The organism is Cytobacillus sp. GQ23, from assembly GCF_059758675.1.
In genome coordinates, this window is sequence record NZ_JCAXER010000039.1 from 20,281 (window position 1) to 35,657 (window position 15,377).

A 15,377-nucleotide genomic window follows, 5' to 3' on the forward strand; every position below is an offset into this window, starting at 1 on the left:
CATTCATCCTCATTTCGTCATGTGGGTTGAACGGAAAAATTATGTTATATATTATTGTACTAAAATTAGGCAATTTTGAAAAATACTTTTTAGCATACTAAATTATCATTTATTATTCCTAAAATCTTAAAAACCATAGAGATGAACATCTCTATGGTCAGCGCTCAACAATGGTGGATATTCCCTGCCCAACCCCAACACACATCGTTGCGAGGCCATATTTAGAATTCCTGCGCCTCATCTCATGCAATAACGTTGTCAGGATACGGGCGCCGCTTGCCCCCAGAGGATGGCCAAATGCAATCGCTCCCCCATTTACATTTACCCGATCCGGATCAGCGCCCAATTCTTTGATGCAGGCGAGGGATTGAGAAGCAAAGGCTTCATTTAATTCAATTAAGTCTAGATCATTCATGGCAAGTCCAGCCCTCTTCAAGGCTTTCTGAGTAGAATAAATCGGACCTGCTCCCATAACCGACGGCTCAAGACCTGCTGCTGCGGAGACAACATAAGTTCCAAGAGGCTTGATTCCCAGTTCACGTGCTTTTTCCTCAGACATCAGCAGTAATGCCGAGGCACCATCGTTAACCCCTGAAGCATTGCCCGCCGTGACAGTTCCACCCTGGAAAATGGGCTTTAAACTGGAGAGCTTTTGAAAAGTTGTTTCCGGACGCGGATGCTCATCATGTGAAATCGTTATTTCCTTCCCTTTTTTATCCATATATGTAACTGGAATGATTTCATCATCAAATAAGCCGTTTTCTACTGCTGATTTTGCTCTCCTCTGGCTTTCAAGAGCAAACAAATCCTGCTCTTCACGTGATATACCATATTTTTCTGCCACATTCTCTGCTGTCTTTGGCATGCTTTCAGCACCATACATATCCTCAAGTCTGCTGTTTGTAAATCGCCAGCCTATGGTGGTATCAAACATTTCCATATTCCCTCTCGGAAACTCGCTGCTCGGCTTTGCCATGACAAATGGCGCACGGGTCATGCTTTCCGTCCCTCCAGCGATAAAAATATCACCTTCTCCCGCCAAAATTGCGCGTGCAGCATAATTAACAGCATCTAGACCAGATCCGCAAAGCCGATTAACGGTTGAAGCAGCCACTTCGACAGGCAAACCGGCGAGCAGTGCTGACATCCTTGCGACATTGCGATTATCTTCTCCTGCCTGATTTGCATTTCCCAAGATAACCTCTTCAATTTCTGCAGGATTCACCTGTGGGTTTCTTTCCATCAAAGCGCTAATAACGGCGGCTCCCAAATCATCGGGACGAATATCCTTTAAAGCACCTTTATATCTTCCAATCGGAGTCCTGACAGCATCAACGATTACTGCTTTTCTCATTGCCTGACTTCCTCTCTGGCAGTGTAATCATAAACACCTCTGCGCGTTTTGCGTCCAAGCCTGCCAGCTTTTACGTATTGTTCAAGAAGAGGTGCCGGACGGTATTTTTCACCCAGCTTGCTGTGAAGATATTTTAGATTATTCAGGCGCGTATCGAGTCCGACAAGGTCTCCCAGTTCGAACGGCCCCATTGGATAGTTAAGCCCAAGCTTAATAGCTTTATCAATTTCTTCAGGTGTGCCCAGGCCTTCCTGAAGCATATAAAATGCCTCATTTCCCACGAGCGCACTAATCCTGCTTGTGACGAAGCCCGGAAACTCATTAATGACTACTGTTTCTTTACCCATTCTTTCAGCTGCACGTTTTATTGTCTTTGCTGTTTCTTCGCTCGTTTCAAGTCCTTTAATAATTTCTACCAGCGGCATTTTATGGACGGGATTAAAGAAGTGCATGGCAATCACTTTGTCCGGGCGATTGGTAAAGGAACCAATCTCGGTTGGACTCATTGTAGAAGTGTTTGTTGCGAAACAGCAATGTTCTGAAGCATGCTGATCGATAACTTCAAAGATATTTTTCTTTATATCCATCACTTCAGGCACTGCCTCAATAACCAGGTCCGCTTCGCTTACATGCTGTGCAAGGCTTACAGAATAGGTTAGCCGGTTCTTGCTATCTTCCATATCAGCAGCTGTTAGTTTATTCCTCGCTAGCCCCTTTTTAAAGATGCTGTCAATCTCTTTTTCCGCACGGATTAATTGCTCCTGGCTGATATCTACAAGGGTTGTATGAAAGCCCCCGACAGCACTGACATAAGCGATTCCGCGCCCCATGACACCAGAACCGATCACGACTATATTCTTCATGATATAATCCTCCTTTCAGTTTAAAAAAAGACGAGCACCCGATAAGAGATGCTCGCAGAAAAGAACATATAACGGGTAAGCTTCATAGTCTTTTAAAGTCTATTTCCCTTGAAACACAGGTTTACGCTTTTGCAAAAATGCCGATACACCCTCTTTGTGGTCAAGAGTTAATCCTGCAATCCTCTGTCCCTGTGCATCTCTTTCCAGACTTTCTTCCAGTGTGGATTCCCAGCTCGCTTTCAGATTCTTCTTAATTAAGGCAATGGCTGCCGTCGGCATACTGGCAAGCCTCTCTGCAAAAACAGTGATTTCAGCTTGCCATTGCTCCATAGGAATAACCTTAGTAGCAAGGCCTAGTTCTTTGGCTTCCTCTGCATTAATTTTTTCACCGAACACAGCAAGCTCCATCGCTTTAGCATGGCCGATCAGCTTTGGCAAAAAGTACAGGTTTCCTGCATCAGGCACCAGCCCCACATGAATAAAAGCTTCTATGAAACTGGCTTTATCAGAAAGGAGCCTAAAATCGCAGGCTAACGCAAGACTCATGCCTGCACCCGCTGCCACCCCATTAACAGCAGCGATAATAGGTTTCTGGCATCTATGAATCTCCATTACCATCGGATTATAGAACCGCCGGAGAACCTCTCCATGATCCATTTCCTCATTTACCCCTTGGAGATCCTGGCCGGAGCAGAATGCACGGCCTTCACCTGTAATGACAAGACATCTGACTTCTTTATTCCTGCTCGCCTGTTTGACCGACAGCTGGACCTCTTTATTCAGCTGTTCAGTGAACGCATTCAGCTTTTCGGGCCGGTTTAATGATATCCAGGCTACACCGTTTGCGACTTCGTATTTAACGGTTTCAAACATTAGATATGTACACCTCCCTACTTTCCTTTAAAATGAGGCTTGCGTTTTTCAATAAAAGCATTCATGCCTTCTTTTTGATCCTCTGTTGAGAATAACAGATAGAAATTCTTTCTTTCGAATTCCATTCCTTCGTTCAAAGGAGTGTCAACAGCCTTTAGGACCGCTTCTTTTATGAGGCGTATGGCGATGGGCGCCTGGCTGGCAATTTGTTCAGCTGCTTTCATCGTTTCTTCGAGCAGAAGCTCCTCTGCTATAAGCTGATTGACAATGCCGTGTTGAAGGGCATCCCTTGCCGTAATTCTTTTGCCGGTAAAAAGCCATTCCATTGCTTTTGTTTTCCCAACAAGCTTAGTAAGTCTTTGCGTCCCGCCTGCACCTGGCATAACTCCAAGGTTAACCTCGGGAAACCCAAATTCCGCATTATCCGCTGCATATAGCAAATCACAGCATAGCGCCAGCTCAAATCCTCCGCCAAGAGCAAACCCCTGCACAGCTCCGATAATCGGTTTCTTGATCATGGCCAGACGATCCCAATCTTTAAATTGATTGCGAAGCTCAAAATCGATGGACTGGTCATTTGCCATTTCATCAATATCTGCTCCGGCTGCAAATGCTCTTCCCTTGCCGCTTAATACGATGGCTTTGACGCTTGAGTCGGCCTCAAAGCCCTCCATTGCATCAAGGATCTCTGAAACCATTGCACGGTTGATAGCATTTAGAACTTTAGGCCGGTTCAAAGCAATTAATCCAAGCTTACCATGCTGTGAAACTTCAATCGTTTCATAGCTTTTACTCATCTGCTTCTTCACCGATCATTAAAGTAATAATGTCACCTGCAAATTTCATGGCGTCTTTTCCTGATGCCTTGCCTTCGTCTGTTCTCATGGCTTCCTGAAGTGCTTCATGGCTGTCATAGTACATTTCACACATCAAGTAGTACTTTCCTTCGCCTCCCATAGGGCTGCCGACAATCCTTGTAACTTCCATTTTACGGAGACCCGGAATTTTGGCTGTAAGCGGAGCGTGGGTATTAAAATAATGATCATCAAATGCCTCCTTATTTTCAGGATGCTTATAAAGAGCGATTAATTTTACCATTTGGCAACTTCCTCTCATTTTTTAATAGTTTTTTGATGTATCTTAATGCATAATGCCGGCTACATCATGGTCGAAACAGGTTTCATGGCTTCAAAAGGGTTTTTGCAGGACTTGCAGTATAAGATGCTGCGGCAGGCTGTTGGGCCAAAAAGGTTATCCATCGTTGTGTATGCGGATCCGCAAAAAGGACAATCCACATGCCATTCGGCTGTTTCATCTATGAATTTTGGAGGGGGCGCGATCCCGAATTCCTTTAACTTAATCCTGCCTGTCTCTGTTACCCTGTCAGACGTCCACGGCGGGTGGTAGATAAACTGGACTTCTATTTTTTCAAAGCTCCCTGTTTTGTCCAGCTCGGCTACAACGTTTTTTCGAATAATATCAAGTGCCGGGCATCCCATAAAAGTGGGCAGGAGTTTAATTAAAACTAAATGTCCCTCCACCATAATCTGTTCCACCATCCCTAAATCAACGATTGAAATGGTGTCTATTTCAGGGTCTTTAACATTATGAAGCGCTTCTAACGCAGTTTTTATCAATAATTGTTCCTGCTCCATTTACATCACCCTTTTGAAAACTTACCAGCTTGCAGCTGGATTTGTGTTATACACCTCGCTCAAAGTGGACAATGCATCATTAAGGTCGGCGGTATGCTCCCCTAAACGTCCATTTCCAGTTTTCAAAGCCAGGTCTGCTTCTGAAACTTCCAAATTGACAGCCTCAAAAACAGGCTTCATGATAAACAGCCATCGCTGCTTTAATGTTTCTTCCTTTTCAATGAGGCCAATTTCCGCCATCTCTTTTGCCAGCGGTCCCAAGGTCAGGACTCCTTCAAAGTCGGCTAATACCCTCTGAATAGCCGCTTCCATTCTCGTTCTGGCTTCCCCGCCAGCCTGCATCAGCTGTATAAACCAAGTTTTCCAGTGAAGCAGGTGATAATAAAGCTCCATATTGACCTTTAATGCCACCTCTGCTAAAGGCTGGTAAGAGGAGTTTTTTAGAGAATCTAATCTGACTTTTTTCGCCTGAGTATAAAAATAATTTCTTACAACCGCAAATGCCCAGTCATATTGTGCAGAAGACAAATAATGTCCTGGACCATTTACCAGTTCCAAAAGAATAGCATTTCTCCTTTCAGATGTTTTTCGTGCATGAGCTAGACTGTCTACATTGCCTTCTCCAAGATCGGCCAGCAGCTGATAAAACATGGTTGCATGGCCCATAGTATCCTGACTGATGGATGAAAAGGCGACATCCTCTTCTATATGGGGAGCCAGGCCAAGCCATTCAGAACCCCTGTAGGCAAGGATGAAGTCATCATCAGCCAGCTGATACAATAATGATGTCAGTGCCGGCTTAATCTTTGCATCGATTGGCAGATTACCTGTTGACTCAGTCACCTTTCTTCATCCCTCCCCATGAAAGAATCTCCTTTTCATCAAGCATTTCCTGCTCATAATGGCGCCACTTTTTCTTCAGATATCCATATCCCTTTGTCGTGCGATATTCTTTGTTATCCAGACGCTGAAGTGATCGCTTTTCTTCCGGCGTGAGCTTCCGGATATCAGAGCGTTTGACGACCCATATATCAGCAACCGGCTCCCTCCTCATAAAATTTTCCTGCGCCATAACGAGTGCAAGCTCCCGATTTGGCGCCAGCAGGGAAAATTGATATTGCAGAGGCGAGGTATCGGTTCTTTGACTAAAAACTTCGAATTCCTGATAAAATCCTTCGTTTCCCAAAGGTACCCCTCCCATCACAATGGATTAGTTTGCAGTATTGAGAGCTTCTCGCACCCATTTGTTCGTATCATAAGCTGTACGGCGGAGGCCAAGTCGCTCCTGAGATTTTGGCCCATTATTTTTAATAATGTCCTTGAACCTGCTCCAATCAGGCTGCTTATAAACCCAAAGCCCCTGATCCTGGTCGAAATGCATCGTCTCATCCGGCAGCGTGAGGCCAAGTGAAAGAACGCGTGGAATATACTTTGTAAAAAAGTCTTGTCTTAAGTCTTCGTTCGTCTTTGTCCTGATTTTGTATTTTATCGTTGTATCCTGTTTCGAGGTTCCAGTAGTCGATGCGTCACCCGGCCCAAAGAACATTAACAGTGCTTCCCACCAGCGGTTAACCGAATCCTGAACCATTGCCTTTTGCTCTGCGGTTCCTTCCGCCAGCGCCATGATAATGGCTTCTCCATGCTGGGCATGGAAAACCTCTTCAGCACATATTCTCTTTAGCGCTCTTGCATAAGGTCCATAGGAAGCATTAAGCATATTGGTCTGAGTTATAATTGCAGCACCGTCAACCAGCCAGCCAATCAGGCCGGCATCTCCCCATGTTGGTGCTTCCATATGAAAGACGTTATGGAATTTCAGTCTTCCGCTGAATAAATCCTGCATAATGTCCTCACGGGTTTTGCCGAGGGGCTTCATTAAATCTTCCGCTACCCGGAGCAATAGCTGTCCATGTCCCATCTCATCCTGCACCTTTGCCATGATGCCCAGCTTGCGTTTTAATGAGGGAGCTTTCGGCACCCATTCCTTCTCAGGAAGTGCTCCCATAATTTCACTGATTCCATGCATTGAAATTAATTTGATTAAAGTCATTCGATAATCATCCGGCATCCAATCATCGGCTTCAATTTTTTCTCCTGCATTAATGCGTTTCATGAACTGCTCGTATTTTTGTTCTTCCGTCATCTCTTGAAAGAAAAGAGTTTCTGACATGTGTTTCACCCCCAATGAGTTAAAAAAATTTAATCAGGTTACTGCATTTTCCGCTGAAGAACTAACAATCCTGACAGCTTTCCCTTCCGATCTCGGCAGCGTTTTGGGAGGATGGAGAACAAGTCTGATGGAAATAAGACAGTTTTGCTTCAATACTTCCTGAATCTTCTTTTTTGCGAATTCTGCGTCACCCATATCCCTATAAAACTCTTCGCTCCATTCAGCATGAAGCTCCAAAACTTTCAAACTTCCTTTTTTATGCACCTGGATTTGATAATGGGGAGCAAGCTCAGGCATCTGAAGAATACACCGTTCAATTTCGGACGGAAAGACGTTTACACCGTTTACATTAAGCATATCGTCAATGCGGCCTTTTACACGGCTCATGCGGATCGTTGTTCTCCCGCACACACATTTCTCTTTACAAAGGGAGGCAATGTCGCCCGTGCGATAGCGGATCACAGGAAAAGCTTCTTTCGTTAAGCTGGTAAAAACAAGCTCACCTTCTTCTCCACTTGGAAGCGGTATCATTTTTATCGGATCAATCACCTCTGCATAAAAATGGTCTTCTGCAATATGCAGTCCATTCTGACCTTCATGGCATTCCATCGCTACACCAGGTCCCATAACTTCACTCAGCCCATAAATATCGCATGCTTTAATTCCAAGCTTAGCTTCGAGTGCCTTCCGCATTTCTTCAGACCACGGTTCAGCACCGAAAATCCCAAATTTCAATGAAGTACTCGCCGGGTCGATTCCCCGCACCTCCATCTTCTCCGCTAAATTAAGGACATATGAAGGAGTTCCGCAAATAACTTCCGGCTCAAAATCCTGTATCAGCATAATTTGCCTCTCGGTATTTCCTCCAGACACAGGTACAGTTGCCATACCAAGCTGTTCACTGCCATAATGCAGTCCCAATCCGCCGGTAAACAGCCCATATCCATATGCATTATGCAATGTCTGACCAGGCTCGCCTCCTCCTATGGAAATTGCCCTGGCTACCAGATTACTCCACATGGTGATATCATTCCGTGTATAGCCCACCACAGTAGGCTTTCCGCTTGTTCCTGAAGAAGCGTGAAGACGCACGATTTCCTTTTTATCCACAGCAAAAAGCCCGAATGGGTAATGTTCCCGCAAATCTGCTTTAACAGTAAAAGGAAGCTTTTGAATATCATCCAGGCTGGTAACGTCTTGAGGTGTAATATTACTTTCCAAAAACTTTTTCCGATAAAAAGGCACATGATTATATACTCTCTCCGCTGTCTGCCTGAGCCGGTTCAACTGCAATTCTTCTATCCTATTGCGGCTTTCCGTTTCAATATCATGCAGAATCAAGACATGACCTCCCAAAATATTAGGATAATAATTTAATATAACGTTTAAATATCGTTAGATAAAATAAGTGTTATATATTTAACACAAAGATACCGTGTAAACAGTAAAAAGTCAACTTATTTTCTGAAAATTTACTTATTTATTGAAAAGATAATAAAAAGACCTAGCCCATATACTGGAGAGCTAGGTAAAATTGCTTATGACCAATCTTTTAATCTATTCATAATGCTGTTCTTCCATTTAGAAAATAAAGGCTCTTTGCCATCTGCTGTTTTTTGTTTCTGCCATTCATTATAGCTTGCTGCAGAAATGAGAATGGAGCCTGCAATTAAAAGGTATGCCCACCATGGAAGGCTGCCCCAATAAGGTCTGGTCTGAAGAAGCACATTCAGGAGCAGAACTCCGGAACCTACAAAGAAATATGACTTAATTCTCAGCAGAGTGCCGGCCAGAATCGAAATCAGAGACAGCGTACCGACAATAAGTGCATCATATACCGTATTACTTGCAAGGCCATCCTGTATAAGCAGCAGGGATACTGCTATAAGAACTGCCCACTGAATTTTATTAGTCATCTTCAAGTATTGCCCCTTCAGGACTTTTCTGATAAAAATAACCAGGATGATTAAAGGGAGAACATATGCCTCTCTTGTAAAAAGAGCTGGCATGTCAATATTCCTTAATACACTATAATATGGCTCCAGTAACACTGCTCCTGCCAGTAATCCAGGCAGCTTATTGTATTTGGGTGCGACTCTTCCCTTCTGTAAAAATAAAAATGCACTGATCATGAGTCCAGGCAGAACTTCTGCCCAGAGCGCAACCGCCGGAAGCAGATAAGCGGTAAACAAAAATAGCAGAGAAATAAATGTGTAGCTATCCGCTTTTTTGCCCATGAAAATTTCGGCATATACTATCTTGCCGGTGAAAACGGCAGCCAGGCTGAACCCTGAAGAAATTAAAATTTTCATATCTGGAGCAATATCGTTAATGAATAGGAATTTGATTACGGCCGCATATAGTAAAAACAATGGAATAGCACCCAATATATCACGCTTGGTACTATGCATAAATAAGATTAACCCTGCTGAATAGATAATACAAACAATAAACGGCAGAACGCCGAATGGATATGACAACAGAAAAGATAATATCCCAAGCACAGACCATGGGATAAGAAAGAAAACACTTCTTTTTTTATCCTGGGTGTTTCCAGTCATCCAAAATATGAATACAGCACAGCTGACTACTAATATGGCATACTCACTATGGCTCTCCTCCCAAATATGCTCCATTCCCATCAAGATCACCATAAATAAGCTTATAAATGAGCTGTAGAGGAATGTCTTTACTTTCCACTCTTTAGCAGACACCCTGAAACTGATCCAATAAACGGCCAGAGTGATAATAAAGGCCCAGATACTGTTTTCCCTATCAATGAAGTATTTCAGAATCATGGCAAACGGCATGTAAGCATGGCCTATCCAGCTAAACCCTCTTGCCAGTACAGGATCCTTTTTAGAAATAAAGAAAGCTGCGCCAAGCAGAAGCCATGCCCCCAGCGGAAGCAGGAACAAATTTATAATTGTAAAATTAAATGGTACTCCAATCAGGATCATAAAGTAAGCAATAAGTGAAATCGATGCTAATACAAACGGAATCCAGATTTGCTTAAGGAGCTGATACAGGGCAAGATACATTATAATGCCGCCAATAAATACTGCTGGTCTCATCCAGACTTCGTTGATCGTCAATGCAGCGGCTGTAAACAATGAGATTGTATAAAATCCCAGCGCCATTAAAAACACATTATTAGCTTGAGTTTTCCGTCCTTTCTTATTAAGAACGCCATAAAGAGTAAGAAGGGCTATGCATGAGAGGACTGTATTCATGGCCATACCCAGCTCAATCTGATAAAAACTTGAATGGCTTCGGAAATGTTCACCATAAAACATAAATGCAAAACCGATTGACAACGGAATAGCCCAGGGAATCGCTTCCCTATATAAAATTCGATTTTCAGCCTTATATATGAGGTAAAGGACAAAGCTGAAGATTAACAGCATGGAGCCTGCAGCAAGCCAATCAAGAATTCCGGCAGCAAATACAACCGAAAATAACATAATACTGACAGCCACATCCCGTGAACTTGATTCCACCACTTTTAAGAGAGGATACTTAACCATATACCCCAAACTGATAAACAGCACAAAGCCAATGAAGTAAACAGGTAAAGAAAGATTGTTGAAATGAGCGGCTTTATCCAGCATAAGAACTGTTTCAAAAAGCGCAGCAGCTAAAAATACAGGTGCCAGATAAGCAAATAGCCCGTTTGCCATAACATTGGCCAAATAAATAAACTGCACGGCGAGTATTGTATAAGCCAGCAGCAGTGATGCAGAGGGTTCACCGGCCATTAAAAGAATTCCTTCAACCGAAATATAAAGAAATGCAAGGATCGAAACGACTGCACTGGTCAGTCTGAAAATCTTCTCCCAGGAGTATTGCTTATCCATAACTGTGGGAACAAACAGAAAGCCAATTCCTACAAGCGCAAAGAAAACGGGGCCTGCTGTATTTAACATCGTATTTTCAATCAGCTGATAGGCACCATAGACAATCAATAAGCTGAAAACGAAATGAAACTCCTTCCTGCCTGTTACATAAACCATAGATAAATAAACGGCTGCTGTCAGAAGGATATTCACACTATAAAGTACAGGACTTTTGAAAAAGACAAGCATCAATAGAGTAGAGATCACTAAATTGATTTGGGCAAAGTAAACCAGTTCCCGCGAAAACAATTTCAGGGTGGCACGTGTTTTCATGCGATGATAGGCTGCAGACAGAAAAGCATTAAAAATCATTAATCCGAGATAAAAACTGTCCTTTTCGAGACTGAATGCTACCAGGGTAAAACCAGCACATGCAGTCAGGGCAAAATAAGCAAACCAGACAAAAAGACGTGAGCCCAGTTTCTGAGCAAATATACTGTATACTGGAAAGATCAATAAACTGCCAGCCGCTCCGAGTATATAGCGTCCTTCCCCATAATAGGAAAGATACGGCCCAAGCAATTGGAACCAGCCGATAGACAAAATAAATATAGGCAGAAATAAACTCCCAAGAACAATGAAGGCAAACGATGTTCTTTCTATTTTTAATACCTTTCCTGAAATAAACGCAAATCCATAAAAAAGAAGAGAAACCACTGCAATGGATGCACTTTTCATGAAATTTGACATGGTAGCCCAATTGCTTGTTGCAATAAAAAGCCCGCCTATAAGGAGAAGGATAACTCCAATATTCAGAAGCCAGGAAATGTTCCTTTCACGAACTTCTTCCTGAGATAATTTCTTTTTCTTCTTATTCTTTACCGGCTGAACAGGTTTTTGACTGTTTTCTTTTTCAGCTTTTACAGCCTTTATGTGCTCCCTTTTCAGCTCCGCAAGATCTTGATAGTACTGATGATGGGCTTTCATGGTTATTTCATAATGTTCTGATGAAATGTAATCTTTCTCTCTCAATTTGGTCAGTTCTGCATGGAATATATCCTGATGGTATTTTTCTGATTCGGGGTTCAAAGGATCCACCTCTTTTAGATAATAATTAATCTTGGTAATATCAGTGTAATTTTACACATTTTGAAATGATTTATCAATATCTATTTTGATATATATTACTTCTCATGGAGTAGGATAGTGTCTTTTGGATACATGGCGGGGTAGAGAAGGCTGATCTGCTTGTCGAGAGGACTTCCTCAGGGAAATTTCCCTATAAGTGCTTACAATTAGAATTATAGATGCAGATGACAGAACCGAGGTACATTCTTTTTGGGGATCACGTAAGAAAGTAAAAAGCCCGCTAAATAGGCGGGCTTTGGGGAAGGCTGATTCTGGGCCTTACTTTTATTCTGTGATTGTGACTAACTTTACATCAGCGAAATCAAATCGGTGATAATGACCTTCTGTACATGTTAGTTCAACATACCCTTCAAGGTCTTTAATGTTTCCGATTACCTCGGATTTATTTTCTGCTTCAATCTCTTCTGTTACAGTAACACCTTTTTCAAAAGTATAAATAACTTTAAACGTAGTCATTAAAAAACGCTCCTTTCCTTATTTTTGTTCCCGCCGCTGCAGCGGTTAAAACCCAAAATTTTTATTTCTCTTATTTTCCAATTTTCAGATTTAAGCTCTTTCTACTGGCAGATACTATCTTTATCTATATCAGGCAAGAGGCTAGCAGCTGCTAGCAAAAGGATATTCGACAGATATCATCCGATAACACCATAAAACCACATTATCATTCACCATTTTTAATAGAAACAACTTGCTTTGACAATACTTACCTCATAAAATCAAATTGGATCCAACCATTTAGTTTACCATTTAGTTTACATAATAAGTTTATGGTAAATATTAGCCTAAAAAAAAGAGTCCGCCAAATAATCGGACTCCACTTCTCCATTATTCACCTAAGTCTACATTATGATAAACTCGCTGGACATCTTCCAGGTCTTCTAGAGCGTCAATCAGCTTTTCAAACTGTGCCTGAGCATCAGCTTCAAGGGTAACTTCATTTTGCGGGAGCATTGTTAATTCAGCAACAGCAAACTCACTGATTCCTGCTGACTTGAATGCTTCCTGAACGGCATGAAACTGATCTGGTTCTGCATAAACAATTACCGTCTCTTCTTCTTCCAGTATATCACGTGCATCTACGTCTGCTTCCATTAGAATTTCCAGTACTTCTTCCTCTGATTTGCCTTCAATGCCGATAACAGCTGTAGAGTCGAACATATAAGAAACAGATCCGCTCACACCCATATTCCCGCCATTTTTTCCAAATGCAGCACGTACATTAGAAGCTGTGCGATTTACATTATTCGTTAATGCATCAACAATAATCATGGATCCGCTAGGCCCGAATCCTTCATAACGAAGCTCATCATAGTTCTCTTCTGCTCCGCCTTTCGCTTTTTCTATTGCTCGATCAATAATATTTCTTGGCACATTATATGTTTTTGCACGCTCAAGCACAAATTTTAAAGCCTGGTTAGCTTCCGGATCAGGCTCCCCCTGCTTTGCTACCACATATATTTCAAGTGCAAACTTGGAATATACACGACTCGTATTTGCGTCTTTTGATGCTTTCTTTTCTTTAATATTGTTCCATTTACGGCCCATATGTCCCACTCTCTTTCAACTTGGATCTATGAAGTTTTTTATAGGTAATAGAGTCTTCTGTTTTTTGAAGAACTCTCACCAAATTATTATACATTAAAACACAGGTTTTTTTCGAGAATTGTTTCCTATGCAGCTGTATGGATAAACGATTTAAGTTAAAGGTTTTTCTCTAGTCAGCTTATTAGAATCCTTTCCAATACCTTTTGAACCTTATGCCCTTCTTTAAACGTTACCAACAACGCTTGATCTCCTCTAATTGCTTTTAGCAGTTCTGCAGGCAAACTGGTTTCCGGCTCATTAAGTTTTAAAATTACTCCACTGGCATCAGACTTACTCTGTACAAGAACACTCCAGTTCTGCATGTCCAAGGTTCCTTTATCACCAAAAACTTTAAAAGACAGATGTTCCTGCTGCCCGATTCCGGCTATTCCATTATACAGGACCGGAATTCCGCCTGGCAGGGTTAATAAAGTCGAAAAGCTAGTTTCACACAAACGATCATCCTCAGGATATTCTATGAAAGAATGAATATTGTCCAATTCTCCAAAGATATCGTGAATCATGTGAATAAAGTGTGGTACTACCTCCCGGATAAAGCCTCCCTGTTCCCTGCTCGATATCCAATTATTTTGCTGCCATTCACGCGGCCATTGCTTAAATTGCAGGTGCAGTTCAACTTTTTTAATCTTACCCAGCTCTCCATTATGTATTTTATCCCTAAACAATATAAATGCTGGGCTATATGCCATCGGAAAATTCATAGCGTGGATTACTCCTGCATTATCAGCAGCTTCATACATTTCCTTTGCCTCTTGAATGGAATTGGCCAGCGGCTTTTCACATAGAAGATGCTTCCCGCTCTTTATAATATCCATTGCTATTATATGATGAAATTTTGGCGGAACACCTAAATAGACAAGCTTGATTGTCTCATTCTGAAGCAAGTCCAAATAATTGGTATGCATTGCAGTATCCGGCAGCTCAGCCTTCCATTTATCTAATTGTGCGGGATTTCGATCACAAAGTGCAGCAATTTCAAAGTCCTCATACTGCTGAAATTGACGGAGTATTCTTACCCCCACTGCTCCCATCCCAATGAATCCAATTTTTATCTTTTCTCTCACACACTTCACCTTCTTATGAAAAATCGTGTACTAATTTAAATTATACAGTTAAGTTCGAATATTCAAAAGTTTAATTTATCTTAATAGCCATAGAATTAGGACCAAAAATATACCGGCCAATAATTGGATAGAAACGTTTTGTATGGGGATAATAATTTTAATAAAACCATTAGGAGGTGCACCGTTGAACCTGGATAAGGATATGCAATTTGAAATAACAAGTACCTTCATGCCAAATCTTAACCGTTCCCAAACACTGAAAATTCTTGAGGTGACCCAGAACAGCGTAGTCATTCAGATGGACAGATCAAATGGACGCGGAGTATTCCCGGCAGAAAACTTTCATTATTGGATTAAGAGAGGTTCTCTGATTAAATTGAATGGCCACCACAAAAGATCTTCTTAAAGCACTGGCAGGAGCCAGTGTTCTTTACTTTTGGCTGTTTTCGGATAAATTGCTTTTTAACTTACCAATGTAGACCGTTGTTTTCGCTCCGGATGTAAATCGATTTGCGGAGATGACGAGCAGCTATGGCCGTCACCTAACGAATTCAAACCGAAAAGATTTAAAGATTGGGATGAAAGCCTCTTCGATTTTATTCCTCAAGGCGGTAGTGATTCCGCCAAAGGGCACCGTTGTCCGGGTGAAGGCACTAAGGTTGAGAATATGAAAGACTGTATAAAATTTCTAGTAGATAGAATAGACTACAATGTCCCAATTTATAATTTATCCTACATCCTATCGCGAATGCCAGCATTGCCGGAAAGCGGATTTGTTATGGATAACATAAAGAGAAATAATAATGGG

The 15,377-nt window shown here is 41.9% G+C and carries 15 protein-coding genes; 1 reads left to right on the top strand and 14 read right to left on the bottom strand.

Features of this window, described 5'->3' with window-relative positions:
* Positions 1 to 157 precede the first annotated feature (157 nt).
* From AC6CHU_RS23775 to AC6CHU_RS23840, 14 genes are all read right to left on the bottom strand, one after another.
* Positions 158 to 1,354 (bottom strand): thiolase family protein, encoded by a 1,197-nt coding sequence (locus AC6CHU_RS23775; RefSeq protein ID WP_159869375.1) that lies wholly within the window; start codon positions 1,352 to 1,354, stop codon positions 158 to 160.
* On the bottom strand, positions 1,351 to 2,217 hold the full coding sequence (locus tag AC6CHU_RS23780; RefSeq protein WP_498122949.1) for a 3-hydroxyacyl-CoA dehydrogenase: 867 nt from the start codon (positions 2,215 to 2,217) through the stop codon (positions 1,351 to 1,353). The genes AC6CHU_RS23775 and AC6CHU_RS23780 overlap by 4 nt, the downstream gene beginning before the upstream one ends.
* Positions 2,218 to 2,316: 99 nt before the next feature.
* On the bottom strand, positions 2,317 to 3,090 hold the full coding sequence (locus AC6CHU_RS23785; RefSeq protein WP_159869369.1) for an enoyl-CoA hydratase-related protein: 774 nt from the start codon (positions 3,088 to 3,090) through the stop codon (positions 2,317 to 2,319).
* A gap of 17 nt (positions 3,091 to 3,107) precedes the next feature.
* The gene (locus AC6CHU_RS23790; RefSeq protein ID WP_159869366.1) at positions 3,108 to 3,887 is read right to left on the bottom strand and encodes an enoyl-CoA hydratase-related protein; all 780 of its coding nucleotides are present in this window, start codon (positions 3,885 to 3,887) and stop codon (positions 3,108 to 3,110) included.
* On the bottom strand, positions 3,880 to 4,188 hold the full coding sequence (locus tag AC6CHU_RS23795; protein WP_159869363.1) for an EthD family reductase: 309 nt from the start codon (positions 4,186 to 4,188) through the stop codon (positions 3,880 to 3,882). Before AC6CHU_RS23795 ends, AC6CHU_RS23790 begins: the two co-directional genes overlap by 8 nt.
* Positions 4,189 to 4,247: 59 nt before the next feature.
* Positions 4,248 to 4,745 carry a 1,2-phenylacetyl-CoA epoxidase subunit PaaD gene (gene paaD / locus AC6CHU_RS23800; RefSeq protein ID WP_159869360.1) on the bottom strand — a complete coding sequence of 166 codons (498 nt, stop codon included), beginning with the start codon at positions 4,743 to 4,745 and terminating at the stop codon, positions 4,248 to 4,250.
* A gap of 21 nt (positions 4,746 to 4,766) precedes the next feature.
* Positions 4,767 to 5,588: a 1,2-phenylacetyl-CoA epoxidase subunit PaaC gene (gene paaC / locus AC6CHU_RS23805; RefSeq protein ID WP_498122952.1), complete on the bottom strand. Its 822-nt coding sequence runs from the start codon at positions 5,586 to 5,588 to the stop codon at positions 4,767 to 4,769.
* Positions 5,581 to 5,931 (bottom strand): 1,2-phenylacetyl-CoA epoxidase subunit PaaB, encoded by a 351-nt coding sequence (gene paaB, locus AC6CHU_RS23810; RefSeq protein ID WP_445662632.1) that lies wholly within the window; start codon positions 5,929 to 5,931, stop codon positions 5,581 to 5,583. The genes paaC and paaB overlap by 8 nt, the downstream gene beginning before the upstream one ends.
* Positions 5,932 to 5,955: 24 nt before the next feature.
* Positions 5,956 to 6,915 carry a 1,2-phenylacetyl-CoA epoxidase subunit PaaA gene (gene paaA, locus AC6CHU_RS23815; protein WP_159869354.1) on the bottom strand — a complete coding sequence of 320 codons (960 nt, stop codon included), beginning with the start codon at positions 6,913 to 6,915 and terminating at the stop codon, positions 5,956 to 5,958.
* A gap of 33 nt (positions 6,916 to 6,948) precedes the next feature.
* Complete coding sequence (locus AC6CHU_RS23820) at positions 6,949 to 8,256, bottom strand: phenylacetate--CoA ligase family protein (RefSeq protein WP_159869351.1); 1,308 nt, start codon at positions 8,254 to 8,256, stop codon at positions 6,949 to 6,951.
* A gap of 197 nt (positions 8,257 to 8,453) precedes the next feature.
* Positions 8,454 to 11,840 carry a hypothetical protein gene (locus AC6CHU_RS23825; RefSeq protein ID WP_498122953.1) on the bottom strand — a complete coding sequence of 1,129 codons (3,387 nt, stop codon included), beginning with the start codon at positions 11,838 to 11,840 and terminating at the stop codon, positions 8,454 to 8,456.
* Between the two features lie 324 nt (positions 11,841 to 12,164).
* Complete coding sequence (locus AC6CHU_RS23830; protein ID WP_159869345.1) at positions 12,165 to 12,356, bottom strand: hypothetical protein; 192 nt, start codon at positions 12,354 to 12,356, stop codon at positions 12,165 to 12,167.
* A 369-nt stretch (positions 12,357 to 12,725) separates the two neighbouring features.
* A complete protein-coding gene (locus tag AC6CHU_RS23835) occupies positions 12,726 to 13,445 on the bottom strand; it encodes a YebC/PmpR family DNA-binding transcriptional regulator (RefSeq protein ID WP_159869342.1) in 720 nt (239 codons plus the stop codon).
* 173 nt (positions 13,446 to 13,618) lie between these two features.
* Positions 13,619 to 14,569, bottom strand: coding sequence for a Gfo/Idh/MocA family protein (locus AC6CHU_RS23840; RefSeq protein ID WP_498122955.1), 951 nt, complete (start codon positions 14,567 to 14,569; stop codon positions 13,619 to 13,621).
* A gap of 184 nt (positions 14,570 to 14,753) precedes the next feature.
* On the opposite strand from AC6CHU_RS23840, the gene AC6CHU_RS23845 reads away from it, so the two are divergent.
* Positions 14,754 to 14,975, top strand: a complete 222-nt coding sequence (locus AC6CHU_RS23845) for a hypothetical protein (RefSeq protein WP_159869339.1) — start codon at positions 14,754 to 14,756, stop codon at positions 14,973 to 14,975.
* The last annotated feature ends 402 nt before the right edge of the window (positions 14,976 to 15,377 follow it).